General features: G+C 71.4%; 22 protein-coding genes. 15 read left to right on the top strand and 7 right to left on the bottom strand.

The annotated features are described in order from the left end of the window. Positions 1 to 201: 201 nt before the first annotated feature. From AOK01_RS23190 to AOK01_RS23180, 3 genes are read left to right on the top strand one after another with little or no spacing between them, the layout of a single operon-like run. Positions 202 to 1,599 (top strand): DUF6421 family protein, encoded by a 1,398-nt coding sequence (locus tag AOK01_RS23190; RefSeq protein ID WP_055514756.1) that lies wholly within the window; start codon positions 202 to 204, stop codon positions 1,597 to 1,599. A 38-nt stretch (positions 1,600 to 1,637) separates the two neighbouring features. Next, entirely contained in the window at positions 1,638 to 2,399 is a 762-nt protein-coding gene (locus tag AOK01_RS23185) for an SDR family NAD(P)-dependent oxidoreductase (RefSeq protein WP_055514754.1), read from the top strand. Then, the gene (locus AOK01_RS23180; RefSeq protein WP_055514752.1) at positions 2,396 to 3,466 is read left to right on the top strand and encodes a threonine aldolase family protein; all 1,071 of its coding nucleotides are present in this window, start codon (positions 2,396 to 2,398) and stop codon (positions 3,464 to 3,466) included. Before AOK01_RS23185 ends, AOK01_RS23180 begins: the two co-directional genes overlap by 4 nt. 65 nt (positions 3,467 to 3,531) lie before the next feature. Here the strand turns inward: AOK01_RS23180 and AOK01_RS23175 are convergent, their stop codons facing one another. After that, the gene (locus AOK01_RS23175) at positions 3,532 to 4,260 is read right to left on the bottom strand and encodes a lysophospholipid acyltransferase family protein (protein WP_055514750.1); all 729 of its coding nucleotides are present in this window, start codon (positions 4,258 to 4,260) and stop codon (positions 3,532 to 3,534) included. 194 nt (positions 4,261 to 4,454) lie between these two features. Next, positions 4,455 to 4,871, bottom strand: coding sequence for a DUF4395 domain-containing protein (locus AOK01_RS23170; protein ID WP_055514747.1), 417 nt, complete (start codon positions 4,869 to 4,871; stop codon positions 4,455 to 4,457). Positions 4,872 to 4,944: 73 nt separating this feature from the next. Between AOK01_RS23170 and AOK01_RS23165 the strand changes: the two genes are divergently transcribed. The 4 genes from AOK01_RS23165 (at position 4,945) to AOK01_RS23150 (ending at position 8,202) form a co-directional block, all read left to right on the top strand. Next, entirely contained in the window at positions 4,945 to 5,367 is a 423-nt protein-coding gene (locus AOK01_RS23165) for a TlpA family protein disulfide reductase (RefSeq protein WP_055514746.1), read from the top strand. A gap of 223 nt (positions 5,368 to 5,590) precedes the next feature. Further along, positions 5,591 to 6,100 carry a flavin reductase family protein gene (locus AOK01_RS23160; protein WP_055514744.1) on the top strand — a complete coding sequence of 170 codons (510 nt, stop codon included), beginning with the start codon at positions 5,591 to 5,593 and terminating at the stop codon, positions 6,098 to 6,100. A 274-nt stretch (positions 6,101 to 6,374) separates the two neighbouring features. Further along, positions 6,375 to 7,160 carry an electron transfer flavoprotein subunit beta/FixA family protein gene (locus AOK01_RS23155; RefSeq protein ID WP_055514742.1) on the top strand — a complete coding sequence of 262 codons (786 nt, stop codon included), beginning with the start codon at positions 6,375 to 6,377 and terminating at the stop codon, positions 7,158 to 7,160. Positions 7,161 to 7,239: 79 nt separating this feature from the next. Beyond that, entirely contained in the window at positions 7,240 to 8,202 is a 963-nt protein-coding gene (locus AOK01_RS23150) for an electron transfer flavoprotein subunit alpha/FixB family protein (protein ID WP_055514740.1), read from the top strand. 98 nt (positions 8,203 to 8,300) lie between these two features. On the opposite strand, the gene AOK01_RS23145 is transcribed toward AOK01_RS23150, so the two are convergent. Continuing rightward, positions 8,301 to 9,203 carry an endonuclease/exonuclease/phosphatase family protein gene (locus AOK01_RS23145; RefSeq protein WP_055514738.1) on the bottom strand — a complete coding sequence of 301 codons (903 nt, stop codon included), beginning with the start codon at positions 9,201 to 9,203 and terminating at the stop codon, positions 8,301 to 8,303. Between the two features lie 274 nt (positions 9,204 to 9,477). On the opposite strand from AOK01_RS23145, the gene AOK01_RS23140 reads away from it, so the two are divergent. Next, positions 9,478 to 10,782: a DUF6986 family protein gene (locus AOK01_RS23140; protein WP_055514736.1), complete on the top strand. Its 1,305-nt coding sequence runs from the start codon at positions 9,478 to 9,480 to the stop codon at positions 10,780 to 10,782. Positions 10,783 to 10,997: 215 nt separating this feature from the next. Continuing rightward, positions 10,998 to 12,938, top strand: coding sequence for a serine/threonine-protein kinase (locus AOK01_RS23135; RefSeq protein WP_055514791.1), 1,941 nt, complete (start codon positions 10,998 to 11,000; stop codon positions 12,936 to 12,938). On the opposite strand, the gene AOK01_RS23130 is transcribed toward AOK01_RS23135, so the two are convergent. Then, positions 12,884 to 13,726, bottom strand: a complete 843-nt coding sequence (locus AOK01_RS23130) for a hypothetical protein (protein ID WP_055514789.1) — start codon at positions 13,724 to 13,726, stop codon at positions 12,884 to 12,886. The two genes, AOK01_RS23135 and AOK01_RS23130, sit on opposite strands and share 55 nt — an antisense overlap. A gap of 60 nt (positions 13,727 to 13,786) precedes the next feature. After that, positions 13,787 to 14,851 (bottom strand): LacI family DNA-binding transcriptional regulator, encoded by a 1,065-nt coding sequence (locus AOK01_RS23125; RefSeq protein WP_055514734.1) that lies wholly within the window; start codon positions 14,849 to 14,851, stop codon positions 13,787 to 13,789. A gap of 193 nt (positions 14,852 to 15,044) precedes the next feature. On the opposite strand from AOK01_RS23125, the gene AOK01_RS23120 reads away from it, so the two are divergent. From AOK01_RS23120 to AOK01_RS23110, 3 genes are all read left to right on the top strand, one after another. Continuing rightward, positions 15,045 to 16,004 carry an ROK family protein gene (locus AOK01_RS23120; RefSeq protein ID WP_055514732.1) on the top strand — a complete coding sequence of 320 codons (960 nt, stop codon included), beginning with the start codon at positions 15,045 to 15,047 and terminating at the stop codon, positions 16,002 to 16,004. Between the two features lie 292 nt (positions 16,005 to 16,296). Further along, positions 16,297 to 16,491 (top strand): hypothetical protein, encoded by a 195-nt coding sequence (locus tag AOK01_RS23115; protein ID WP_055514730.1) that lies wholly within the window; start codon positions 16,297 to 16,299, stop codon positions 16,489 to 16,491. Positions 16,492 to 16,648: 157 nt separating this feature from the next. After that, positions 16,649 to 17,689 (top strand): NUDIX hydrolase, encoded by a 1,041-nt coding sequence (locus tag AOK01_RS23110; RefSeq protein ID WP_055514728.1) that lies wholly within the window; start codon positions 16,649 to 16,651, stop codon positions 17,687 to 17,689. Between the two features lie 235 nt (positions 17,690 to 17,924). On the opposite strand, the gene AOK01_RS23105 is transcribed toward AOK01_RS23110, so the two are convergent. Then, positions 17,925 to 19,280 carry a dipeptidase gene (locus AOK01_RS23105; RefSeq protein ID WP_055514727.1) on the bottom strand — a complete coding sequence of 452 codons (1,356 nt, stop codon included), beginning with the start codon at positions 19,278 to 19,280 and terminating at the stop codon, positions 17,925 to 17,927. A 176-nt stretch (positions 19,281 to 19,456) separates the two neighbouring features. Between AOK01_RS23105 and AOK01_RS23100 the strand changes: the two genes are divergently transcribed. From AOK01_RS23100 to AOK01_RS23090, 3 genes are all read left to right on the top strand, one after another. Next, complete coding sequence (locus AOK01_RS23100; protein WP_055514787.1) at positions 19,457 to 20,662, top strand: geranylgeranyl reductase family protein; 1,206 nt, start codon at positions 19,457 to 19,459, stop codon at positions 20,660 to 20,662. Between the two features lie 151 nt (positions 20,663 to 20,813). Next, positions 20,814 to 22,211: a sensor histidine kinase gene (locus tag AOK01_RS23095; RefSeq protein ID WP_079103679.1), complete on the top strand. Its 1,398-nt coding sequence runs from the start codon at positions 20,814 to 20,816 to the stop codon at positions 22,209 to 22,211. Further along, the gene (locus AOK01_RS23090) at positions 22,208 to 22,873 is read left to right on the top strand and encodes a response regulator transcription factor (protein WP_055514725.1); all 666 of its coding nucleotides are present in this window, start codon (positions 22,208 to 22,210) and stop codon (positions 22,871 to 22,873) included. Before AOK01_RS23095 ends, AOK01_RS23090 begins: the two co-directional genes overlap by 4 nt. On the opposite strand, the gene AOK01_RS23085 is transcribed toward AOK01_RS23090, so the two are convergent. After that, positions 22,834 to 23,118, bottom strand: a complete 285-nt coding sequence (locus AOK01_RS23085) for a DUF6332 family protein (RefSeq protein WP_055514723.1) — start codon at positions 23,116 to 23,118, stop codon at positions 22,834 to 22,836. The two genes, AOK01_RS23090 and AOK01_RS23085, sit on opposite strands and share 40 nt — an antisense overlap. Between the last annotated feature and the right edge of the window lie 15 nt (positions 23,119 to 23,133).

Genomic DNA, 23,133 nt, shown 5'->3' with positions numbered 1-23,133 from the left:
GACCGGACGTCGCCAGGGGACTGGCCGGAACTCGGCGGCTACCCAGCGAACGGCCGAAGTAATCGCCTCAACGGTTTCTCGCAGGAAAAATAGCGGTGAAGTCGCGAGGTGACGGGACAATCTCCCGAGTCTCCACTTGTGGCGGAGAGTCCCGCACGCATACCGTGTCCCTACGCGAGGTTCTCCCGTGGAGGATGGGTCATGACGGAAATTCTTGTGCAGGTGGGTGCGGAGGAGCGGGTTCCTCCCCGGAGCAGGGTGGTGAACCACCCGGCATGGCCCGTGCTCAAGGACGCCGTGGAGCGAATCCGGCCATGGCAGTCGAAGGACGGCTCGATCGACTTCGACGCCGAGAGTGCCCCCGACCCGGCCGACATCGAACTGGCCGTGCGCCGGGTCATGGACGCCGTACAGGAGCTGTCGCCGCTCGTCCCGCACGACGCCGAGTACCACGCCGCGCTCGTCAAGGACCTGCGCCACTGGAGCGACGGCGGTTTCCGGGTGCCCGACTTCCTCGACTCGCTGCTGGCCTTCCAGCCCGCTGCGCACCGCGAGGACGGCCTTGAGCACCTGGTCCTCTTCCCGATGTACACGCAGAACGGCAATCCGGACCGCAACTTCGAAGCGGTCGTGCTGCGCATGGTCTGGCCCGACTGGCTGGCCGACCTGGAGCGCACCCGCTACGACAACCCGCTGTTCTGCGGCATCACCTTCGAGGACTTCACCGCCGGATACGACACCAACTCGGCCGTCCTCTTCCCCGAGACCATCGCCGTGCGCGAGGCCCCGGAGCGGTTCAGCTGGGGCGGCATCTTCTGCGACCGCGAGGCCGCCCGCTTCCGCCGGGTCACCGAGGCCGCCGTCGGCACGCTCGGCCTCGAACTGCCCGACGACATCCGTGAGATGGTCGGCGACCAGACACGCTGCGAGCAGGCCTTCGTCCTGTGGGACATGGTCCACGACCGCACCCACAGCCACGGCGACCTGCCCTTCGACCCCTTCATGATCAAGCAGCGCCAGCCGTTCTGGATGTACGGCCTGGAGGAGCTGCGCTGCGACCTCACCGCCTTCAGGGAGGCCGTGAAGCTGGAGGCCGACGGCTTCCCGCAGGGCCGTGACGTCCAGTACGCGGTGCTCTTCGACCGGATGTTCCGCTTCCCCGTGACCGGAGACCGCGTCCGCAACTACGACGGCCTCGGCGGGCAGCTGCTCTTCGCCTACCTGCACAAGCACGATGTCGTGCGCTGGACCGACAACAAGCTGTTCATCGACTGGCAGCGCGCCCCGCAGGTCACCAACGAGCTGTGCGCCGAGATCGAGAAGCTGTACCGCGACGGCATCGACCGTCCGAAACTGGTCCACTGGTTCGCCGCGTACGACCTGGTGTCCCAGTACCTCGCCCCGCACCCGGGTTCCCGCTGGGCCAAGGGCCCCGACGCCCTCGACGTGTCGCTGCCGCCGCGGAAACTGGTGGACGACGTGCTTCCGGACGAGTTTCCCCTGAGCATGTTCTATGAGGCACTCTCCAAGAAGCTGAAGAACGTGATCGCCTCGACCCGGGGCATCACCGCTGCGAGTGTCGAGCGGTCGGCCGCGTGAGCGACCGAGTCGGGAACACTGCTCAGGAGGCGAGGATCATGGCGAACGGTAACGGGGCGCTGAGCGGCGCGGTGATCGCGGTGGCCGGCGCGGGCGGGCCCGTGGGCCGGGCGACCCTGCTGCGGCTCGCCGAGGCCGGTGCCGTGGTGGTCGGCTCCGACAACGATCCCGTGCGGCTGGCCGAGGCCGTGGACGCGGCCCGCTACGCGCACGGCGGCGCCACCGTCGTCGGCGACACGGTCGACCTGCTCGACCGGGACTCCGCGAAAGACTGGGCCACCCGCGTCGAGAAGGACTTCGGGCGGGTCGACGGCCTCGTCCACCTCGTCGGCGGCTGGCGCGGCAGCGAGACCTTCACCAAGACCAGTCTCGACGACTGGGACCTGCTGGAACTGCTGCTCATCCGCACCGTGCAGCACACGTCCCTCGCCTTCCACGAGGCCCTGCAGCGCAGCGACCGCGGCCGGTACGTCCTGATCAGCGCCGCGGGCGCCGGCAAGCCCACCGCGGGCAACGCCGCGTACGCGGCCGCCAAGGCCGCCGCCGAGGCGTGGACGCTGGCCATGGCCGACTACTTCCGCAAGGCGGGGATCGCGGGCGGCGCCGACGGGCCGACGTCCGCGGCCGCCATCCTGGTCGTGAAGGCGCTGGTGCACGACGCGATGCGCGCCGAGCGCCCGAACGCCAAGTTCGCGGGCTTCACGGACGTCAAGGACCTGGCCGAGGCCATCGCCGGTGTCTGGGACCAGCCCGCCCCCGAAGTGAACGGAAAGCGTCTGTGGCTGACCGAGAAGCCGTGAACCCACCGAAGACGGACGCCCGGCGGCGCCACGACCCGCAGGTGCGCGGCTTCGCCAGCGACAACTACGCGGGGGCCCACCCCGAGGTGCTCGCCGCCCTGGCCCTGGCCAACGGCGGACACCAGATCGCGTACGGCGAGGACGACTACACCGGCCACCTCCAGCAGGTGATGCGCGGCCACTTCGGCGCGGGCGCCGAGGCGTTCCCCGTCTTCAACGGCACGGGCGCCAACGTCGTGGCACTGCAGGCGCTCACCGACCGCTGGGGTGCGGTGATCTGCGCGGAGAGCGCGCACATCAACGTCGACGAGGGCGGCGCTCCCGAGCGCATGGGCGGGCTGAAGCTGCTCACGGTGCCCACGCCCGACGGCAAGCTCACCCCCGAGCTGATCGACCGGCAGGCGTACGGCTGGGACGACGAGCACCGGGCGATGCCGCAGGTCGTGTCGATCACCCAGAACACCGAACTGGGCACGGTCTACACCCCCGACGAGGTCCGCGCGATCTGTGACCACGCCCACCGGCACGGCATGAAGGTGCACCTCGACGGGGCCCGGATAGCCAACGCGGCCGCCTCCCTGGACGTACCGATGCGGGCGTTCACCAACGCGGTCGGCGTGGACGTCCTGTCCTTCGGCGGCACGAAGAACGGCGCGCTGTTCGGCGAGGCCGTCGTCGTCCTCGACGCGGACGCCGTCAGCCACATGAAGCATCTGCGCAAGCTGTCGATGCAGCTCGCCTCCAAGGCGCGCTTCGTGTCCGTGCAGTTGGAAGCCCTGCTCAGCAAGGACCTGTGGCTGCGCAACGCCCGCCACGCCAACGAGATGGCGGAGCGTCTCGCCGAGGGGGTGCGCGCGGTGCACGGGGTCGAGATCCTGTACCCGGTGCAGGCCAACGCGGTCTTCGCCCGGCTGCCCCACGACGTGAGCGAGCGCCTGCAGAAGCGGTACCGCTTCTACTTCTGGGACGAGACCGCGGGAGACGTCCGCTGGATGTGCGCCTTCGACACGACAGAGGACGACGTCGACGGCTTCGTGGCGGCACTCAAGGAGGAGATGGCCCGCTAGGGCCCTTCTGATGGATCTCCGCCCGGGCCAGGACCGGATCACCGTCCAGGCCCCGCGGCAGCGGCTCAGCGGGCCTCGGCGGCCTTCACCTCTTCAGGTGTCGGAGCCGTGCCGCCGAGGTGCGCCGGCATCCACCACGTGTCGTGCGCGTCCCTGGGGCGTACGGGATAGGCGCGCTGCGCCGCTTCCAGGAGTTCCTGCACGCGCTCGCGCAGCTGCCGGGTGATCGCGCCCGCGTACTTGTCGCGCGAGGCCTCGATCGCCTCGCCGACGCGGATGGTGATCGGGATGTGGCTGCGCTTGAAGTTGCGCGGGTGGCCCTTGGTCCACAGCCGCTGCGTGCCCCACACGGCCATCGGGATCAGCGGGACGCCCGCCTCCTGGGCCATGCGCGCGGCGCCCGACTTGAAGCTCTTCAGCGTGAACGACTGGGAGATCGTGGCCTCGGGGAAGACGCCGATGATTTCACCCGAGCGCAGCGAGTCCAGCGCGTGCGCGTACGCCGTCTCGCCCTTCTCGCGGTCCACCGGGATGTGCTTCATGTTGCGCATCAGGGGGCCGGAGATCTTGTGCCGGAACACGGATTCCTTCGCCATGAAGCGGACCAGGCGCTTCTGCGGCAGGGCGGTGAGGCCGTCGAAGATGAAGTCGAGATAACTGATGTGGTTGCTCACCAGCACCGCGCCGCCCGAGCGCGGGATGTTCTCCGATCCCTTGAGATCGATCTTCAGGTCCCAGGCCTTGAACAACGTCCGGGCGGCACCGATGGCGGGACGGTAGACAAGCTCAGCCATGGACGGAGTGGACCCTTCTCTCTGTTCTGCCTGGGAAGGGGGGCTCCCGGCGGGAAACTTACGCTGCCGTAGGTTTACGGCATTGCGCAGATCGTGCCCCAAGAACGGACGAGTGACCAGTCCTGGTGCCGGAGATTGGCGAGATTCTCGTCACGTCCCCCTTGATCCACCCACCTCGGTGTTTTGCGGCGCCTTTACTCTGCGCGAACCGCCACTCGTCGCACCAGCAGGTACATCTCGCATCCGAGGCAGTACCCGAACGCCGCGTTGAGAAACGCCGCCGCGAGGGCCGCCCCGGCCGCCGTGAGCCCCAGCCACTCGGGGCCGACCGTGTATCCGACGAGACCGATGACCGCGAACGCGAGCCCGACCGCCTGGGCGAACCTCGGTGGCTCGGGCGCCTCGAACTCCGTCGGCGGCCCGATCCGGGGCCGTACGACCCCACGGAAGAACAGGCCGTACGGGGAGCGGCCGACGCCTCCCGCCGCGCCGAGCGCGAACGCCAGCGTCTGCCAGGCGAGCAGCCAGGCGCTGCCGGTGATCAGTACGGCCGCCAGGATCACGGTCGTCACGGCCGCTCCGAAGCGCGGCCCTCTCGCGTCGATGTTCATGAATCAAGTATTCCGCAGGGAGACTTCGGGAGTCACGGGAATCTTTGCGGCCTCGTGAACGCTGAAGCCGGGGATGACCGGGCTTGTGGTGTGTGTGGTGGTGCTCGCGGTGGCGAGCGCCTTCGGAGTGCTGAACCGACGGCGGAGCGGCAGAGTGAGAGTGCGCGTACGGGACGGCGGAAAGCGGCTGGGCGCGGCCGAGTTGGGCGAGGACCTCGGCGAGCGGGCCACCCTCGTCCAGTTCTCCAGTGCGTTCTGCGCCCCCTGCAGGGCGACCCGCAGGGTGCTCGGTGAGGTGGCCGGGATGGTCCCGGGCGTGCGGCACGTCGAGATCGACGCCGAGGACCGCCTCGCCCTCGTGCGTGAACTGGACATCCTCAAGACGCCGACCGTGCTCGTCCTCGACGCCGACGGCCACATCGTGCGCCGCGCGACCGGACTGCCGCGCAAGGCGGACGTGATCGCCGCGCTCGGTGAGGCGGTCGGGACCCCCTGATCGTGAGGCTGGAGGCCCTCGGTGACGCATCTCCCACATACCGGGACGCACTTGACTGCATCCACCACCTATCGTCAGTCTGACCGTATGCCCATGGAACCCCTTCTCTCCGAGCGTGCACGCCGTCGGGCCGCGGCCCTCGTCCGCGGGGCGGACGGGCGCTGTCCGGGCCGCTGAGCAGCCCAGGACCGTCCCCGCTCCCGGCTTCGAGAAGGACAACTGCATGACGGCCACGCCCGATCTCCGCACCTCCCGACTCGCCTCCCCCGACCTGCTCCGCTCCGTCTTCCGGCAACACGCGGCAGGCGTCGCCGTGATCACCGCGCGGGGCGACCAGGGGCCCGTGGGCTTCACCGCCACCTCGCTCGCCTCCGTGTCCGCCGAGCCCCCGCTGATCTCCTTCGGCGTCGGCACCGCCGCCTCCAGCTGGCCGGCGATCTCCCGGACGGACCACGTGGGCGTCCATGTGCTCGGCGAGCATCAGCAGGACCTGGCCGCCACCTTCGCCCGCAGCGGCGCCGACCGTTTCGGCGAGCCCACCGTCTGGCGGGAGGGCCCCGAAGGCGTTCCCGTGCTCGACGGCGTACTCGCCTGGCTGATGTGCCGGATCGTCACCCGTGTCCCGGCCGGGGACCACCGCATCGTGCTGGCCGAGGTGGTGCTCGGGGACCCCGCGGGTGCCGGGCGTCCTCTGCTGTACCACCAGGGGCGCTTCAACGGACTGCGGGAATGACGGGCAGGGCGCGCATCCATGAGGGCGTTTCCATGAGCGCGTGCATGAGGGCGTTTTCGTGAGGGTATCGACTTCCGGTTACGCTGCGTTGCGAAGGTCACAGTTCAAAGCGCTTGCTTAGTGGGAACCACTTGCGGGAGCGTAGTAGGTGCGTACTGGCGAGTAATATCTCGCTCGGAGCGTGGGTCGCCCCCACCGGGAACGGCCGCTTCAGGCGCCTATGCTGCCCATGAGCAGGCAGTCCAGAAAAAGACGATGCAGTAGGAGAGCCGGCGTGAGCTTGAGGATCGTTGTCACTGTGAAGCATGTGCCCGACGCCACTGGCGACCGGCACTTCGCCAAGGACCTGACCGTCGACCGTGACGACGTGGACGGCCTGTTGTCGGAGCTCGACGAGTACGCGGTCGAGCAGGCGCTGCAGATCGCCGACGCGGCGGACGACGCGGAGATCACCGTGCTGACCGTGGGCCCCGAGGACGCCAAGGACGCACTGCGCAAGGCGCTGTCCATGGGCGCGGACAAGGCCGTCCACGTCGAGGACGACGACCTGCACGGCACGGACGCCATCGGTACGTCGCTGGTGCTGGCCAAGGCGATCGAGAAGGCCGGCTACGACCTGGTCATCTCCGGCATGGCCTCCACCGACGGCACCATGGGCGTGCTCCCGGCCCTGCTCGCCGAGCGCCTGGGCGTCCCGCAGGTCACGCTGCTCTCCGAGGTCTCCGTCGAGGACGGCGTCGTGAAGGGCCGCCGTGACGGCGACAGCGCCTCCGAGCAGCTCGAAGCCTCGCTGCCCGCGGTCGTGTCGGTCACCGACCAGTCGGGCGAGGCGCGTTACCCCTCCTTCAAGGGCATCATGGCGGCGAAGAAGAAGCCGGTGCAGTCCTGGGACCTGGAGGACCTGGAGATCGAGGCGGACGAGGTCGGCCTCGACGGCTCCTGGACCAAGGTCGACGGCGCCACCGAGCGCCCGGCGCGTACCGCGGGCACGATCGTCAAGGACGAGGGCGAGGGCGGCAAGCAGCTCGCCGAGTTCCTGGCGGGCCAGAAGTTCATCTAGGACCGCGTGCCCGCCGCAGGCTCCCTGAGCGCCCCTCATCTTTCGCAAGATCTTCCGCAAGCAGGAGAGAAGAAGTCCCATGGCTGAAGTTCTCGTCTACGTCGACCACGTGGACGGTGCCGTCCGCAAGCCCACCCTGGAACTGCTGACGCTGGCCCGCCGTCTCGGCGAGCCCGTCGCCGTCGCGCTGGGCAACGGCGCCGCGGACACCGCCGCCGTACTCGCCGAGCACGGCGCCGTCAGGGTCCTCACGCACGAGGCCGCCGAGTACGCCGACTACCTCGTCGTACCGAAGGTGGACGCGCTGCAGGCCGCGTACGAGACGGTGTCCCCGGCCGCTGTGCTCGTGCCCTCCTCGGCCGAGGGCAAGGAGATCGCCGCCCGTCTCGCGGTCCGTATCGGCTCCGGCATCCTCACCGACGCCGTCGACCTGGAGGCCGGCGACCAGGGCCCGGTGGCCACGCAGTCCGCGTTCGCCGCCTCTTACACCACCAAGACCCGTGTCTCCAAGGGCACCCCGGTCATCACGGTCAAGCCGAACTCGGCCGCCGTGGAGGCCGCCCCGGCAGCCGGCGCGGTCGAGGCGCTGTCCGTCACGTTCTCGGACCAGGCGACCGGCACGAAGGTGACCGGCCGCACCCCGCGCGAGTCGACGGGGCGCCCCGAGCTGACCGAGGCCGCGATCGTGGTCTCCGGCGGCCGAGGCGTCAACGGCGCCGAGAACTTCTCGGTCATCGAGGCGCTGGCCGACTCCCTCGGCGCGGCCGTCGGCGCCTCGCGCGCCGCCGTCGACGCCGGCTGGTACCCGCACACCAACCAGGTGGGCCAGACCGGCAAGAGCGTGTCCCCGCAGCTGTACATCGCCTCCGGCATCTCCGGCGCGATCCAGCACCGCGCCGGCATGCAGACCTCCAAGACGATCGTGGCGGTCAACAAGGACGCCGAGGCCCCGATCTTCGACCTCGTCGACTACGGCGTCGTCGGCGACCTCTTCGAGGTCGTCCCGCAGCTCACCGAGGAGATCAAGACCCGCAAGGGCTGAGCACTCTCCCCGGGACGAGGCCTCCGCGACCGGTACGGGACACCGCGTCCCGGCACGGTCGCGGGGGCCTCGCCGCATGCAGGAGGCGGAGGCCCCGCTCACGCCAGGGTCAGCGACGCCTGTACGGGCAGATGGTCGCTCGGGAACTGGCCGTCCGCGGAGAAGGTGTTGATCGACGCCCGGTGCGTGCTCACGCCGGGCGAGGCGAGGATCCAGTCGATGCGGTCGCCGTCCGGGGTCAGCGGCCGGTAACCGTGGAACGTGGCGTACAGCCTGCTCCGTTCGGCCGCCGTGTCCCAGGTGTCGAGGAGTCCGGCGCCGAGCATCGTGTCGTAGACCGGGTTCCGGTGGGCGGCGACGTTGAAGTCGCCGGTCACCACCAGCGGCAGGGAGCGGTCGAGGCCCGCGATCCGCTCGGCGATCAGGGCCGCGGCACGCGCGCGTGCGTTCTGACTGGCGTTGTCCAGGTGGGTGTTGAGGAAGTAGAACTCCCGCTGCCCGTCCCGCAGATCGCGGAAGCGGACCCAGGTCACCATGCGTATGGACCCGCCGCCCCAGGTGTTCGAGCCGATCACGTCGGGCGTGTCGGAGAGCCAGAAGTGGTCGTACGCGACCGGCGCGAGTCTGCGGGTGTCGTAGAAGACCGTCATGAACTCGTCCCGGCTGCCGCCCGCGCGACCTGTGCCGATCCATTCGTAGTGCGCGCCGAGGTCCGCCCCGATGTCGCGCACCTGCTGGTAGAGGCCTTCCTGGGTGCCGATGACGTGGGGCCGTTCCTGGCGCAGCAGTTCACGGGTGACGGGACGGCGGACGGCCCAGCTGTTGGGTTCGGCGGTGCTCGCGTACCGCAGGTTGAACGACATGACCTCCAGCCGGCCACGGCGGTCCGCCGCCGAGGCGGGCGACCTGGAGAACGCTGTGCCGGCCAGGGGCAGGGCGACCGCGGCGGTGAGCGCCGCCTTGAGTCCCAGGCGACGCGTGACTCGGCTGTGATGGGGCACGGGATGCTCCTTCTGTGGCCAATGGCGGTTCTGCGGGGGGCTGTCGGTCGAGTCGTACGCTCCGCAGTCTCGAAGTTGGGCGTGAACATGTCGAGATGTCGGGATGGACCCCGAGGGAAGTCCGCGTTCTCGTGAGTGGCCGGCTTCGAGGCCGGGGAGCGGGGATTCTGGGAGCGTTCCAGCGAGAATGTGGGTGTTGACCAGCCGGAAGGTCGCGGATAACTTCGCTCTACGGATTGTTGATTCCGCGTAGCGGAAAACGAGAGGGTGTGGAATGGGTCAGGGTCAGCAGGAGAAGGTGGCCACCAGCCTCGCGGGCACCGTGAGCGAGGAGATCAGCGCCTCCCTCGCCCCGGTCGACGCCGAGTTGGAGCGCCGTTACCCCGGAGACCCCGGCATCCGTCAGCCCGTCCACACCGTGTACGTCCCCGGGGACGCCTTCACCGCCGGCACCATCCGCTCCTGGGGCGACCAGGCCCTCGCCGCCCTCGACGAGCACGCGCCCGACGCCGCCTCCTTCGCCGCCGTCCTCGGCCTCTCCGACGATCTCGCGGCGCCCGTGTACGACCGCGTACGCGCCAAGCTGGAGCGCGAACCCGTGGAAGACCTGCGCGTCGACTTCGAGGACGGCTACGGCCCGCGCCCCGACGCCGAGGAGGACGAGGCGGCGGCCCGCGCGGCCCGGCTGATCGCGGAGGCGTACGAGGAGGGCACGGCGGCCCCGTACATGGGCATCCGGATGAAGTGCATGGAGGCGCCGGTCCGCGACCGGGGCATCCGCACGCTCGACATCTTCCTCACCGGGCTGATGGCGGCCGGCGGGCTGCCCGCCGGGCTGGCGCTGACGCTGCCGAAGGTGACGTACGCGGAGCAGGTCACCGCGATGGTGCGGCTGCTGGAGGAGTTCGAGAAGGCACACGGTCTCGACCGGGGCCGGATCGGGTTCGAGATCCAGATCGAGACCAGCCAGTCCATCCTCGCCACCGACGGCACGGCGACCGTGGCCCGTATGATCCAGGCCGCCGGGGGCCGCGCCACCGGACTGCACTACGGGACCTTCGACTACAGCGCCTGTCTCGGCGTCTCCGCCGCGTACCAGGCCAGTGACCACCCGGCCGCCGACCACGCCAAGGCGATCATGCAGGTCGCGGCCGCAGGCACGGGCGTGCGTGTCTCGGACGGCTCCACCAACGTGCTGCCGGTCGGCCCGACATCCAAGGTCCACGACGCCTGGCGCCTGCATCACGGGCTCACCCGCCGCGCTCTCGCCCGCGCCTATTACCAGGGCTGGGACATGCACCCCGGTCACCTCCCGACCAGGTACGCGGCCGTGTTCGCCTTCTACCGCGAGGGATTCGAGCAGGCCGCGGCGCGGCTCGTCGCGTACGCCCACCGCGCCGGCGGCGACGTGCTGGACGAGCCCGCCACCGCCAAGGCGCTCAGCGGTTACCTGCTGCGTGGCCTGGACTGCGGGGCCCTCGACATCGCGGAGGTGGCACGGGCCACCGGGCTCACACGCGCGGACCTGGAGGGTTTCGCGGTGCCGCGGCGCGCCGACCTGACCGTCTCGGCCAGGTAGCGGCCCTGTCACAGCCGCGGCCATCGGCTTCCGCCGTCACCGCCTCCCCGTAGTCTGGTCGGCACTTCATTGAGTGCCACAGGGAACAGGAAACGGGGAACGGGGCAGCGGTGTCTGCGGGGGAGAACCACGAGCCGGGGGAGACGGACCGGCCCGGAGAGACGGAACGACACGGCGAGAAGGGCCCACTCGGGGAGGCGCAACAGCCGGAGGGGATCGGGCGGCTCCTGGTCGGGCGCTACCGCGTCCTGGCGCAACTGGGCCGCGGCGGCATGGGTGTGGTCTGGCGTGCCCTCGACGAGGTGCTCGGCCGCGAGGTGGCGGTCAAGGAACTGCGTACCTATACGGACGCCGGCGCGCCCGAACTGGCCGACCTGGGGCTGCGCATGCAGCGCGAGGCACGCGCGGCGGCCAGGGTGCGCCACCCCGGCGTCGTCGCCGTGCACGACGTGGCCGAGATCGACGGCCGCCCTCTGATCGTGATGGAGCTGGTGGACGGGCCCTCCCTGGACGACGTCCTGCGCGAGCGCGGCACCCTCGACGCCCGTGAGGCAGCCGATATCGGCGCGAAGGTCGTGGACGCACTCGCCGCGGCCCACAGAGCAGGGGTCCTGCACCGTGACGTGAAGCCCGGCAACATCCTCCTCGACCGCTCCGGCCGGGTCGTCCTCACGGACTTCGGCATCGCGACGATGGAGGACCCCGGCGACGGTTCCACCGCGCACCTCACGCGCAGCGGTGAACTGGTCGGCTCCCTGGACTACCTGGCACCCGAGCGCGCCCAGGGCCACGAGCCGGGCCCCGCCTCGGACATCTGGGCGCTGGGCGCCACGCTCTACGCGGCCGTCGAGGGGGTCTCGCCGTTCCGTCGTACGTCCACGTGGTCCACGCTGACGGCGATCGTGGTCGAACCGCTGCCGGAACCGCGGCGCGCCGGGCCGCTCGGTCCCGTGCTGCGGCAGCTGATGGACAAGCGGCCCGAGGCCCGTCCGGATGCCGGTCAGGCGGGTGAACTGCTGGAAGCGGTGGCCGGGGGGACGACCGACCGCGACTCGGCGACCCGCGGACTGAGGCCGCAGGCACCGCCCGCACCGCCGGCCCGGGACACGACCGAGCGGAACGTACCGGCGCCACCGCCGGGCTTCGGACCGCCGCCGCAGCAACAGGGCGCGGATGCGCCGGCGTTCGGGCCCGCGGACCCCGGGGCGGACCATCCGGAGTCCGGCAGTCCGCATGCGGGCGCCTCCGGCACTCCGGGTTTCGGGGCTACGGGCTTCGGTGCCGCTCCGTATCCGGGTGCGTCCGCCACCCCGGCGTCCGGTTCTGCTCCGTACGCGGGCGCGTCCGGTACCCCGGCCGCCCCGGTGTCCGCCGGACCGAGCGGGTCACCCGGCTCCGGAGGCTTCGGACCGCCGGAACCGATGCCTCATGCGGCCGGTCCGGCCACGCCCGCCTCAGCCACCCCCGCAATCCCGGCTGCCCCTGCCAACTCCCGACGCGGCAAGGGCCGCGTCCTGCTCGCCGCCGTGGCCGTCACCGTCGTGCTGGCCGCGACCGGCGTCGCCCTCGCCCTGCTGAAGAACTCCGACGGGTCCGGGACCGCCGCCGGGTCGCCCGAGGCCTCCCGGAGCGCGGGCGACACCGCCTCCCCGGGTGCCTCCCGAGGCTCGGTCGACCTGACGGACGGCGCGTCGCCCACGGAACAGGGCGACAAGAAGAAGTCCTCGTCACCGAGCGAGAAGCCCGACCGCGCCGAGGACGCCGAGCCGACGGACAAGGCCCCCGCTCCCTCGCCCGAAGGCACCGACGGCGGTACGACGGGAGGGAGTTCGGGCGGCGGTACGGCAGGCGGAGGGGACGAGGCAAGTCCCGCACCGGTCTGCCATGCCATCGGCGGCGGCAAGTACAACTGCCAGGTCTGGAAGACCGCGACGTCCTACACCGCCGCGGGAGCACAGGCGGGCACGCTCAACACCGGCACCAACTACTTCTACTGCCAGCAGAACCTGGGGCGCCGCGAGACCTCCGGGCAGTGGACGAACACCTGGTGGGCGAAGACCGACGACGACAGCGGCAACACCGGCGTCTACGTCAGCGACGTCTACATCAAGGGCGGCGACAACGACTCACCGCTGCCAGGACTGCCTGTCTGCTGACCGCGTACGAACGACACTCCGGCCCCGCCCACGCCCACGTACGCCTCCAGGCCGGAAGCCGTCGTGCGCCCCTGCCGGGCGAAGAGCCGGGTCCCCTCGGCGCAGAGCCGCGGAGCGCCGCGCGCCCGGGAGCAGAACTCCTCCGGCGTGGAGCCGAACAGCTCCCTCAACTCCGGTGACTCCGCCAGCAGTTCGGTGAGCAGTCTGCGCTCGCCCGGATGCTCGCGCGGAGTCCCGGTGCCGTCGTGGAGGACGCCATGGCGGTTCACGTAGAGGTGGACGTCGTCGAGCAGCTCGCCCGACTCCAGCTCGACCCGGAAGCCGGTGGCGGGCAGCAGCACGCGATCGTACGCACCTGACGGCCGGGTGACTCCCTCGCTCGCGTCGACCGCGGCCAGCTGCGCCGGGTCCAGCCAGGTGACGAACAGCTCCCGGGTGTGTCCGGGGGCGCGAAAGGGTGCCGCGGACATGTATCCCATGACGCTGACGTGCGCCGACACGCCGATCTTCAGGCCCGTGACGCGTGCCTTCACCAGAGGGATCGGGGACGACAGCTCGTACTGCCGCATCTTGTACCGGAGCTGAGCGGGGGAGGCGTTGGAGCCGACCGCGAGGACGGGGACCCGGCCCGGGAACGTGCGGCGGGTCAGCGGCAGCAGCCGGTCCCCGTCGAGGACCCCCGACTCCTCGGGCCAGGCGCCGGGATAGACCAGAGGGTGGTCGCACGGTGCCACGGCCAGGCCGAGGGCTTCGAGGGTGCGGTCGACGGGCTCGTACCGGAGCCCCATGTCCTCCGTGTCCCCCGCGTCCCCCTCCATGTGTTCCGTGTACTCCATGCGCTCTGTGTATCAGGCGGACGGCGGCAGTTCGCCCGAGCCGCGGGTGATCAGGCGTGTCGGGAGCTCGATGCGTTCGGGCCGCAGGAGCGAGCCGTCGAGCTGGCGGAACAGGCGGTCGGCGGCGGTGCGGCCCAGCTGGGCGGCATCCTGCGCGACGACGGTGACTCCGGGCTGGAGGAGGTCGGCGAGCTCGATGTCGTCGAAGCCGACCAGGGCGACGGGGCGACCGCGCTCGGCGATGACGCGTACGACCGTCACCGTCACGCGGTTGTTGCCCGCGAAGACCGCGGTCACGGGGGAGGTGCCCGAGAGCATGGTCTCGGCCGCCCGGCGGACCCGCTGCGGGTCGGTGACGCCCAGGGACATCCAGTCGTCCGCCACCGGAATGCCGGCGTCCTCCATGGCGGCGCGATAACCGCGCAGACGCTCGGCGGCGGTGTGGATGCGGGGCATGTCTCCGATGAACCCGATCCGGCGGTGCCCGTGCGCGACGAGGTGGGCGACACCGTCGCGCGCACCGCCGAAACTGTCGGAGAGTACGACGTCCGCGTCGATCTGCCCGGCCGGGCGGTCCACGAACACCGTGGCGACGCCCGCCTTTATCTCGGGCTCCAGATAGCGGTGGTCGTCACCGGCCGGGATGACGACCAGCCCGTCCACGCGGCGCGCGCACAGCGCGAGGACCAGTTCCTGCTCGCGTTCCGGGTCCTCGGCGCTCGAACCGTTGATCAACAGAGCGCCGTGGGCACGGGCCACCTCCTCCACCGCCCGGCTCAGCGGGCCGTAGAACGGGTCCGCCAGGTCCTCCAGGACCAGCCCGATGCTCGCGGTGCGGCCCTTGCGGAGCACCCGCGCGCTGTCGTTGCGCCGGAAGCCCAGCGCGTCGATCGCCTCCTGGACCCGGCGCTCGGTGTCCGGGGTGACGCCGGGCTCGCCGTTGACTACGCGCGATACCGTCTTCAGGCCGACCCCGGCACGCGCGGCGACGTCCTTCATCGTCGGACGGTTGCCGTAGCGGCTCTCGGTTCGGCGGGCGGTCTCGGCCACGATGCGCTGTCCTGTCCTGTAGTCCATGGGGCTGCGTCGGTCCCGACGGGCCCGGTGGACACCGGATCGGGATGTGCCGTCGAGCATAGAGCCTGGACAACGTTGTCAGATGCGGGAGAGACTGACCATCGCATTCTCCGGCCCGCCCTCCCCGCACCGCGTGACCGGCCTGCCCTTTCCTCATGGTCCAATCGGGATCCGATCGGGAGAACTGACACTGATGCACACCGACCTCGTTGCCGCGCTCGACATCGGCGGTACCAAGATCGCCGGAGCGCTGGTGGACGGCCACGGCCGGATCCTGCTGCGCGCCCAGCGGCCGACGCCCGCGCAGGAGCACGGCGACATCGTCATACGGGCCGTCGAGGCCGTACTCGGCGAGCTGACCGCCTCACCGCTGTGGAGCAGGGCCGCGGCGGTCGGCATCGGCAGCGCGGGACCCGTGGACGCCTCGGCAGGCACCGTGAGCCCCGTGAACGTACCCGGCTGGCGCGACTACCCCCTCGTCGAGCGGGTCCGTGCCGTGACGGACGCGCTGCCCGTCGAGCTGATCGGTGACGGGGTGGCGATCACGGCGGCCGAGCACTGGCAGGGCGCGGCCCGCGGTCACGACAACGCGCTCTGCATGGTCGTCTCGACCGGCGTCGGTGGCGGCCTGGTCCTCGGCGGACAGTTGCGTCCCGGACCCACGGGCAACTCCGGTCACATCGGCCACATCAGCGTGGACCTCGACGGCGACCTGTGCCCGTGCGGGTCCCGCGGGTGCGTCGAGCGCCTCGCCAGTGGACCGAACATCGCGCGCCGCGCCATCGAGGGCGGCTGGCGGCCGGGTCCCGAGGGGGACACCTCGGCGGCAGCCGTGGCCGCTGCCGCCCGCGCCGGCGACCCGGTCGCGACGGCCTCCTTCGAACGTGCCGCGCAGGCCCTGGCGGCGGGCATCGCGGCGACCGCGACCCTCGTGGAGATCGACATCGCGGTGATCGGCGGGGGCGTGGGCAAGGCCGGCGAGGTCCTGTTCGCACCCCTGCGAGCGGCACTGCGCGACTACGCCACGCTGTCGTTCGTACAGCGGCTCACCGTGACGCCCGCTCAGATGGGGACGGACGCCGGCCTGGTGGGCGCGGCGGCCGCTGCGCTCAGTCGCATGTCGGGCACGCGGACGGCGGGCGTGGCCGGCTGACACGCCGACACGCCGACAGGCCGACAGGCCGACAGGCCGACAGGCCGCGACACGCCGATACGCCGATACGAGGGGCGTCGGCCGGCCGGCGTGAGAGGTCGTCCCGGGACGCGGCGAGGCGTGCGGCTGCTTCTCCGCGTCGCAGGGCGAGCGCCGCGGGGTGTTCCGGACTTCCGGACGGTCCGGCCATACCTCCGGACGGTCCGGTCGTACCTCCGGGTTCCGGCCGGTCCGGTCGTACTTCCGGGCGGTCCGGCCGTGACCCATGGGCGGGTCGGCAGTTGAACCGGGCATGAAGAAGCGCAGCATGCTCGCCATCGCGTCCCTCGCCACAGGTTTCGTGGTGGCGGCCGTCACTCCGTCCCACTCCCTCGGCGGTGACGCCCTCGGCAACCTGGACCTCCAGGACACCGTCAGCACCGTCGACCGAACGATCAGCGACGACAGCCTGGCGATGGACGGCAATCCCCTGGAACAGGAGGGCTGACCGGCTCTTCCGTCCTGTTCCGACCACGAGCCCGGCCCGTCGAGGGCCGGGCTCGTGGTGCGTGTTCGACGCGTCGAACGCGACCTCATCAGGACCTGGTTTCCGTGGCAGGCTGGAGCGGGCAAGCCTCAGGGGGCCAACAGCAGAGGGGGGAACCGTGATCGTCTGGGTCAACGGTGCGTTCGGTGCGGGGAAGACCACCACCGCACGGGAACTGATCGACCTGATCCCGAACAGCACACTTTTCGACCCCGAGCTCATCGGCGCCGGGCTGGCGCACCTCCTGCCCGCCAAGCACCTCGCCGAGGTCGGCGACCTCCAGGACCTGCCGATCTGGCGGCGGCTCGTGGTCGACACCGCGGCCGCGATGCTCTCCGAACTCGGCGGCGTACTCGTGGTCCCCATGACACTGCTCCGCCAGGACTACCGCGACGAGATCTTCGGCGGGCTCGCGTCGCGCAGGATCGCGGTACGCCATGTGCTCCTCGCCCCGGCGGAAACGATCCTGCGCGAGCGAATAGCCTGCCGGGAGGTCCCGCCGGACCTCCCCGACGGGGAGATACGGGTGCGCCAGTGGTCGTACGACCACATCGAGCCCTACCACGCCGCCCTCGCCGGCTGGCTCACCGTGGACGCCCACCTCGTCGACAACAGCACGCTCACCCCGTACGAGACCGCCGTACGCGTCGCCGAGGCCGTGAGCGACGGCTCCGTACCGGTCTGCGACATCGTGCAGACCCCGGAGCCCACCTCGGAGACCGTCGCGGCGGGAGTGCTCCTCTTCGACGAGCAGGACCGTGTGCTGCTCGTCGACCCGACGTACAAGGCCGGCTGGGAGTTCCCCGGCGGCGTCGTCGAATCCGGCGAGGCACCCGCGCGCGCGGGCATACGCGAGGTCGCCGAGGAGACCGGCATCCGGCTCGCCGACGTCCCCCACCTGCTGGTCGTCGACTGGGAGCCACCGGCACCCCCCGGCTACGGCGGCCTGCGCCTCCTCTACGACGGTGGCAGGCTCGACGGAGGCGAAGCCCGGCGGATGCTGCTGCCGGGCCCCGAACTGCGTGACTGGCGCTTCGTCACCGAGGAGGAGGCAGCCGCACTCCTGCCGCCCATCCGCTACGAGCGACTGCGCTGGGCACTGCGCGCGCGGGCGCGGGGTGCGGCGCTGTACCTGGAGGCCGGGGTGCCGCGGGGATAGCGGCGTCCGTCGCCCGCCGCCCACCCGAGCCCGGCGGCGCCCGCCGCGCTCCGGCCGCGGGGCGTTCGTTCCTTCAGGTCGTCCGACGTCTGCGGGTGGGGTGTGGCTGGTCGCGCAGTTCCCCGCGCCCCTGGGAGCGGGGCTGCGCCCCTGCTCCCGACGCGGGACCGCTGGGAGTGGGGCTGCGCCCCTGCTCCCAGACTGTTCCGGCGCTTCCCGGCGGACGCGAACTCGCTCAGCTCGCCGCGTAGTTCCGCAGGAACAGCGCCTCCGCCACGGCGAGCCGCTCCAGCTCGTCGGGCGACACGCTCTCGTTCACGGCGTGGATCTGCGCCTCCGGCTCGCTCAGCCCGATCAGGAGGATCTCCGCCCGCGGGTACAGGGACGCGAGGGTGTTGCACAGCGGGATGGACCCGCCCTGGCCTGCGTACTGCATCTCCGCGCCGTCGTACGCGACGCCCATCGCCTCCGCCATCGCTGCGTACGCGGGGCTCGTGGTGTCGGCGCGGAACGCCTGCCCCTGACCGATCTGCTCGGTGCTCACCCGCGCTCCCCACGGGGTGTGCGCCGCCAGGTGGGCCTCAAGCAGCTTGGTCGCCTCGACGGCGTCCACGCCCGGCGGCACGCGCAGGCTGACCAGCGCGCGGGCGCCCGCCTGCACGGACGGCGTGGCGCCGACCACCGGCGGGCAGTCGATGCCGAGCACGGTCACGGAGGGCCCCGCCCAGATGCGGTCGGCGACCGTGCCCGAGCCGATCAGTTCCACCCCGTCGAGGACCTTGGCGTCCTTGCGGAACTGCGTCTCGTCGTACTGCAGTCCGTCCCACTGCGCGGCGCTCGTGAGCCCGTCGACCGTCGTCGAACCGTCCTCGGCACGCAGCGAGTCGAGTATGCGGATCAGCGCGCCCAGCGCGTCGGGTGCCGCGCCGCCGAACTGGCCGGAGTGCAGGTTGCCTTCGAGGGTGTCGACCCGGACGCGGACGAGCGTCATGCCGCGCAGTGCGGTGGTGACCGTCGGCACGCCGACCCGGAAGTTGCCGGCGTCGCCGATGACGATCGTGTCGGCCGTCAGCAGCTCGGGGTGGTCCTCGGCGTACCGCTCCAGGCCGCCCGTGCCCTGTTCCTCCGAACCCTCCGCGATCACCTTGACGCCGACCGGGATGCCGCCGTTCGCCTTGAGGGCGCGCAGCGCCAGCAGGTGCATGACCACGCCGCCCTTGCAGTCGGCGGCCCCGCGTCCGTACCAGCGGCCGTCCCGCTCGGTCAGCTCGAACGGCGGTGTCTCCCAGCCGTCCTCGTCGAGCGGCGGCTGCACGTCGTAGTGCGCGTACAGGAGAACGGTCTTCGAGCCCTCGGGACCGGGCAGGAAGCCGTACGCCGACTGCGTGCCGTCAGGGGTGTCGAGCAGTGCGACGTCCTGGAAACCCTCGGCGCGCAGCGCGTCGGCCACCCAGTTCGCGGCGCCCTCGCTCTCGCTCCTGGGGAACTGCTCGAAGTCCGCCACCGACTTGAAGGCCACCAGCTCGGTGAGCTCCGCCCTCGCCCTTGGCATGAGAGAGGCGACGGTCTCGGCGACCGGATTCGACGTCATGGGCACGCTCCTTGTGGGTGCGACGTTGTACGAGAATGGGTACGGGCGCGAATGCGTGCGCGTAACGGGTGTGCGCGCTGCATACGCTGCCGATCCTCCCACAGCGGTCTTCGCCGGACGCCGCCGTAGGATGCGTGGAGCAGGTGCGGCAGGCGGCTGGATCGGAGCAGCAGACCATCGTGAGCAGCAACAACTCTTCGGACGACGCACAACAGGTATGGGACGTCGTCGTGGTCGGGGCGGGGCCGGCGGGCGCCTCGGCCGCCTATGCGGCAGCGGTCGCGGGGCGCAGCGTCCTGCTGCTGGAGAAAGCCGAGCTGCCCCGTTACAAAACGTGCGGCGGCGGCATCATCGGACCGACCCGTGACGCACTGCCACCCGGTTTCGAGCTGCCGTTCCGGGACCGGGTCCACGCGATCACGTTCTCGCTCGACGGCAGGTTCGCGCGGACCCGGCGCTCCAAGCAGATGCTCTTCGGGCTCATCAACCGGCCGGAGTTCGACCAGCAGCTCGTCGAGCACGCGCAGAAGGCGGGCGCCGAACTGCGTACGGGCGTCACGGTCACCCGAGTGGAACAGCACGGCTCGGCGGTCCCCGACCGGCGCTCGGTCGCCGTCGTCCTCCAGGACGGCGAGACGCTGCTGGCGCGGGCGGTGGTCGGCGCGGACGGCAGTGCCAGCAGAATAGGAGCGCATGTCGGAGTCAAACTTGACCAGGTGGACCTCGGCCTGGAGGCGGAGATCCCGGTGCCGGAGACGGTCGCCGAGGACTGGAAGGGGCGGGTCCTCATCGACTGGGGCCCTCTTCCGGGCAGTTACGGATGGGTGTTCCCCAAGGGCGACACCCTCACCGTCGGGGTGATCTCGGCGCGGGGCGAAGGCGCCGCCACCAAGCGGTACTTGGAGGACTTCATCGCCCGGCTCGGCCTGGCCGGCTTCGAGCCCAGCGTCTCCTCCGGGCATCTGACGCGCTGCCGCGCGGACGACTCGCCACTGTCGCGGGGACGCGTGCTGGTGTGCGGGGACGCGGCGGGACTCCTGGAGCCGTGGACCCGCGAGGGCATCTCCTTCGCGCTGCGTTCCGGGCGGCTCGCGGGGGAGTGGGCGGTGCGGATCGCCGAGGCCCACGACGCCGTGGACACGCGGCGGCAGGCACTGAACTACGCCTTCGCGATCAAGGCGGGGCTGGGTGTGGAGATGAGCATCGGCAAGCGCATGCTCGCGATCTTCGCTCGCCGGCCCGGGGTGTTCCATGCCGCCCTCACCGGCTTCCGGCCGGCGTGGAAGGCGTTCGCGGGTATCACCCGTGGCTCCACCTCGCTGGGCGAGATGGTGCGCTCGCATCCGATGGCGGAGCGCGCCCTGACGAGGATCGACCGCTGACCGCCGGCTTCTGCCCCGGCGGGGTGGGTCGCGGCCCTGGCGGGGCGGGCCGGGCCCCGGCCGCAGCGCGTGTCGTACTCCGCCGGGAGTACGAGTGATCACCTCGCTCGGCTGACGCGCCCGGCGGCCCGTGACGTCTAGCGTGGCGGGTATGGAAGAGCACCGCACACGCCGGCGTGGCGGGCGCCCCTCGGCCAGGGGCGGTCCACCATGGGGCCGGCGGCACGGGCCCCCGTGGCGGTACCACCGCGACGAGGACGAAGAGGGCGGCGGCCACTCCCGTTGGCCGTGGCGTTCGACGCTGTTCCTCACCGTGTTCGTCCTCGTGGGCAGCAACTACGCCGCCCGCGAACAGCCCGACCGGGAGCAGCTCGACGCCCTCGCGCGTGCCCTGCTGCTCGGAGGCGGTCTGCTGCTCCTGTGGCGGCAGCGGTACCCGGTGTTCGTGGTGTTCGGTACCGCCGCCTCGGCGCTTGTCTACTTCAGCGCGGGACACCCGTACGGGCCGATCTTCCTCACGGTCGCGCTCGCCTGTTTCAGCGCGGTCGTCGCCGGGCACCGCCGGGCGGCCTGGGCCGCGCTCGGCACGTTGTGGACGGTCGACCTGCTTGTGGGGCACTGGCTCTACCGGTGGCTGCCGCCGAAGGGCGACGCGCCCTCCTCGTGGGGCGACGAGGTCGCCATCGCCGCCTGGATGGTGGCGATCGTCGCGGTCTCCGAACTCGCCCGCGTCCGCCGTGAGCAGTGGGACCGCGATCGGGCCGAACGCCGCCAGGCGGCCAGGCGGCGTGCCGACGAGGAACGGCTGCGCATCGCCCGCGAACTGCACGACGTCCTGGCACACAGCATCTCGGTCATCAACGTCCAGGCGGGCGTCGGTCTCGCGCTGCTCGACTCCGACCGGGAACAGGCACGGACCGCGCTGATCACCATCAAGGCCGCGAGCAAGGAGGCGCTGGGGGAGGTGCGCCAGGTGCTCGACACACTTCGCGCGCCCGGTGACGCGCCGCGCGCCCCGGCGCCCGGGCTCGACCGCCTTCCCGAACTCGTGGAACAGGCCGCGAGCGCCGGCCTCACCGTCGCCGTCGAGAACCGGGGCGGTGGCGGACGCCTGTCCCCGGGTGCCGACCTCGCCGCCTTCCGCATCGTCCAGGAGGCGTTGACCAACGTCGTGCGGCATTCCGGCTCCCGGCACGCGCGCGTGCGGGTCGACCGCACGCGCGACGCGTTGCGGCTCCGTGTCGACGACGACGGCCCGGCGACCGGCGAGGACGCGGGCGGCAGCGGCAACGGGCTGGCCGGAATGCGGGAGCGGGCGGCGGCCCTGGGTGGCACCATCGAGGCCGGGCCACGCGAGGACGGCGGCTTCCGGGTGCTGGCCGTGCTCCCGCTGAAGAACGCGCTCGGGGTGCCGGGGGCATCGCCCGGAACACCGCCGGTACGTGAGACGCCGCCGGTACCTGAGAACCCCTCGGCAGCCGAGACACCGCCGGTACCCGAGAAGCCCTCGGGGCCCGACGCATCCCGCACGTCCAAGGAGAACTCGTGATCCGCGTACTGCTCGCCGACGACCAGTCACTGGTCCGCGCAGGCTTCAAGGCGCTCCTCGACGCCCAGCCCGACATCGAGGTCGCCGGCGAGGCCGCGGACGGCGTGGAGGCGCTGCGGGGAGTACGGGAACTGCGGCCCGACGTCGTCCTGATGGACATCCGCATGCCGGTGCTCGACGGCCTCGCCGCGACCCGGCGCATCACCGACGACTCGGATCTGCGGGACGTCAGGGTCGTCATGCTCACCACTTTCGAACTCGACGAGTATGTCTTCGAGGCGATCCGTGCCGGGGCGTCCGGCTTTCTCGTCAAGGACACCGAACCCGACGAACTCCTGCGGGCCGTCAGGGCGGTCGTCGAGGGTGACGCACTGCTCTCGCCGGGCGTGACGCGTCGTCTGATCTCCGAGTTCGCGGCCCGCTCCAAGGAACCGGCGGCCGCGGACGCGCTCGCCGAACTCACCGAGCGGGAGCGGGAGGTGATGGCGCTGGTCGGCATCGGACTGTCGAACACCGAGATCGCGCGGCGTCTCGTGGTCAGCCCTCTGACGGCCAAGACCCATGTGAGCCGCACCATGGTGAAGCTGGGCGCCCGTGACCGGGCCCAACTGGTCGTGCTGGCCTACGAGTCGGGGCTGGTGCGACCGGGCTGGCTCGGCTGAGGCCCCTGCCGGAAACGAATCAGCACCGAGACCACCCGCAGAAGGAAGAGGACGACCGCGAGCGCCGTCCCCGCGACGACCAGAACGTCTTCGAACGCCCCCGGCAGGTCGAAGAGCAGCGCGGGACCGGCGAGGACTCCGAACACGATCGCCGCCGCGAACACGGCGCTGGCCAGCGCGTACCCGATCTCCACGGTGATCGCGTCCCGCTCGGACTGGGTCCGTCGCCCCCTGGTGTGTTCCATAGGGGGAGTGTCACA

The organism is Streptomyces aurantiacus (assembly GCF_001418335.1).
Lineage (GTDB): Bacteria > Actinomycetota > Actinomycetes > Streptomycetales > Streptomycetaceae > Streptomyces > Streptomyces aurantiacus.
This window is presented reverse-complemented; position numbering and strand designations above follow the sequence as displayed.

Coding starts and splice junctions, on each gene's coding strand:
- AOK01_RS23185 (WP_055514754.1), top strand. CDS start 1,638: ATGGCGAACGGTAACGGGGCGCTGAGCGGCGCGGTGATCGCGGTGGCC.
- AOK01_RS23160 (WP_055514744.1), top strand. CDS start 5,591: ATGACGGCCACGCCCGATCTCCGCACCTCCCGACTCGCCTCCCCCGAC.
- AOK01_RS23125 (WP_055514734.1), bottom strand. CDS start 14,851: ATGGACTACAGGACAGGACAGCGCATCGTGGCCGAGACCGCCCGCCGA.
- AOK01_RS23095 (WP_079103679.1), top strand. CDS start 20,814: ATGGAAGAGCACCGCACACGCCGGCGTGGCGGGCGCCCCTCGGCCAGG.
- AOK01_RS23130 (WP_055514789.1), bottom strand. CDS start 13,726: ATGGGGCTCCGGTACGAGCCCGTCGACCGCACCCTCGAAGCCCTCGGC.
- AOK01_RS23085 (WP_055514723.1), bottom strand. CDS start 23,118: ATGGAACACACCAGGGGGCGACGGACCCAGTCCGAGCGGGACGCGATC.
- AOK01_RS23150 (WP_055514740.1), top strand. CDS start 7,240: ATGGCTGAAGTTCTCGTCTACGTCGACCACGTGGACGGTGCCGTCCGC.
- AOK01_RS23190 (WP_055514756.1), top strand. CDS start 202: ATGACGGAAATTCTTGTGCAGGTGGGTGCGGAGGAGCGGGTTCCTCCC.
- AOK01_RS23105 (WP_055514727.1), bottom strand. CDS start 19,280: ATGACGTCGAATCCGGTCGCCGAGACCGTCGCCTCTCTCATGCCAAGG.
- AOK01_RS23115 (WP_055514730.1), top strand. CDS start 16,297: ATGAAGAAGCGCAGCATGCTCGCCATCGCGTCCCTCGCCACAGGTTTC.
- AOK01_RS23170 (WP_055514747.1), bottom strand. CDS start 4,871: ATGAACATCGACGCGAGAGGGCCGCGCTTCGGAGCGGCCGTGACGACC.
- AOK01_RS23120 (WP_055514732.1), top strand. CDS start 15,045: ATGCACACCGACCTCGTTGCCGCGCTCGACATCGGCGGTACCAAGATC.
- AOK01_RS23175 (WP_055514750.1), bottom strand. CDS start 4,260: ATGGCTGAGCTTGTCTACCGTCCCGCCATCGGTGCCGCCCGGACGTTG.
- AOK01_RS23140 (WP_055514736.1), top strand. CDS start 9,478: ATGGGTCAGGGTCAGCAGGAGAAGGTGGCCACCAGCCTCGCGGGCACC.
- AOK01_RS23165 (WP_055514746.1), top strand. CDS start 4,945: ATGACCGGGCTTGTGGTGTGTGTGGTGGTGCTCGCGGTGGCGAGCGCC.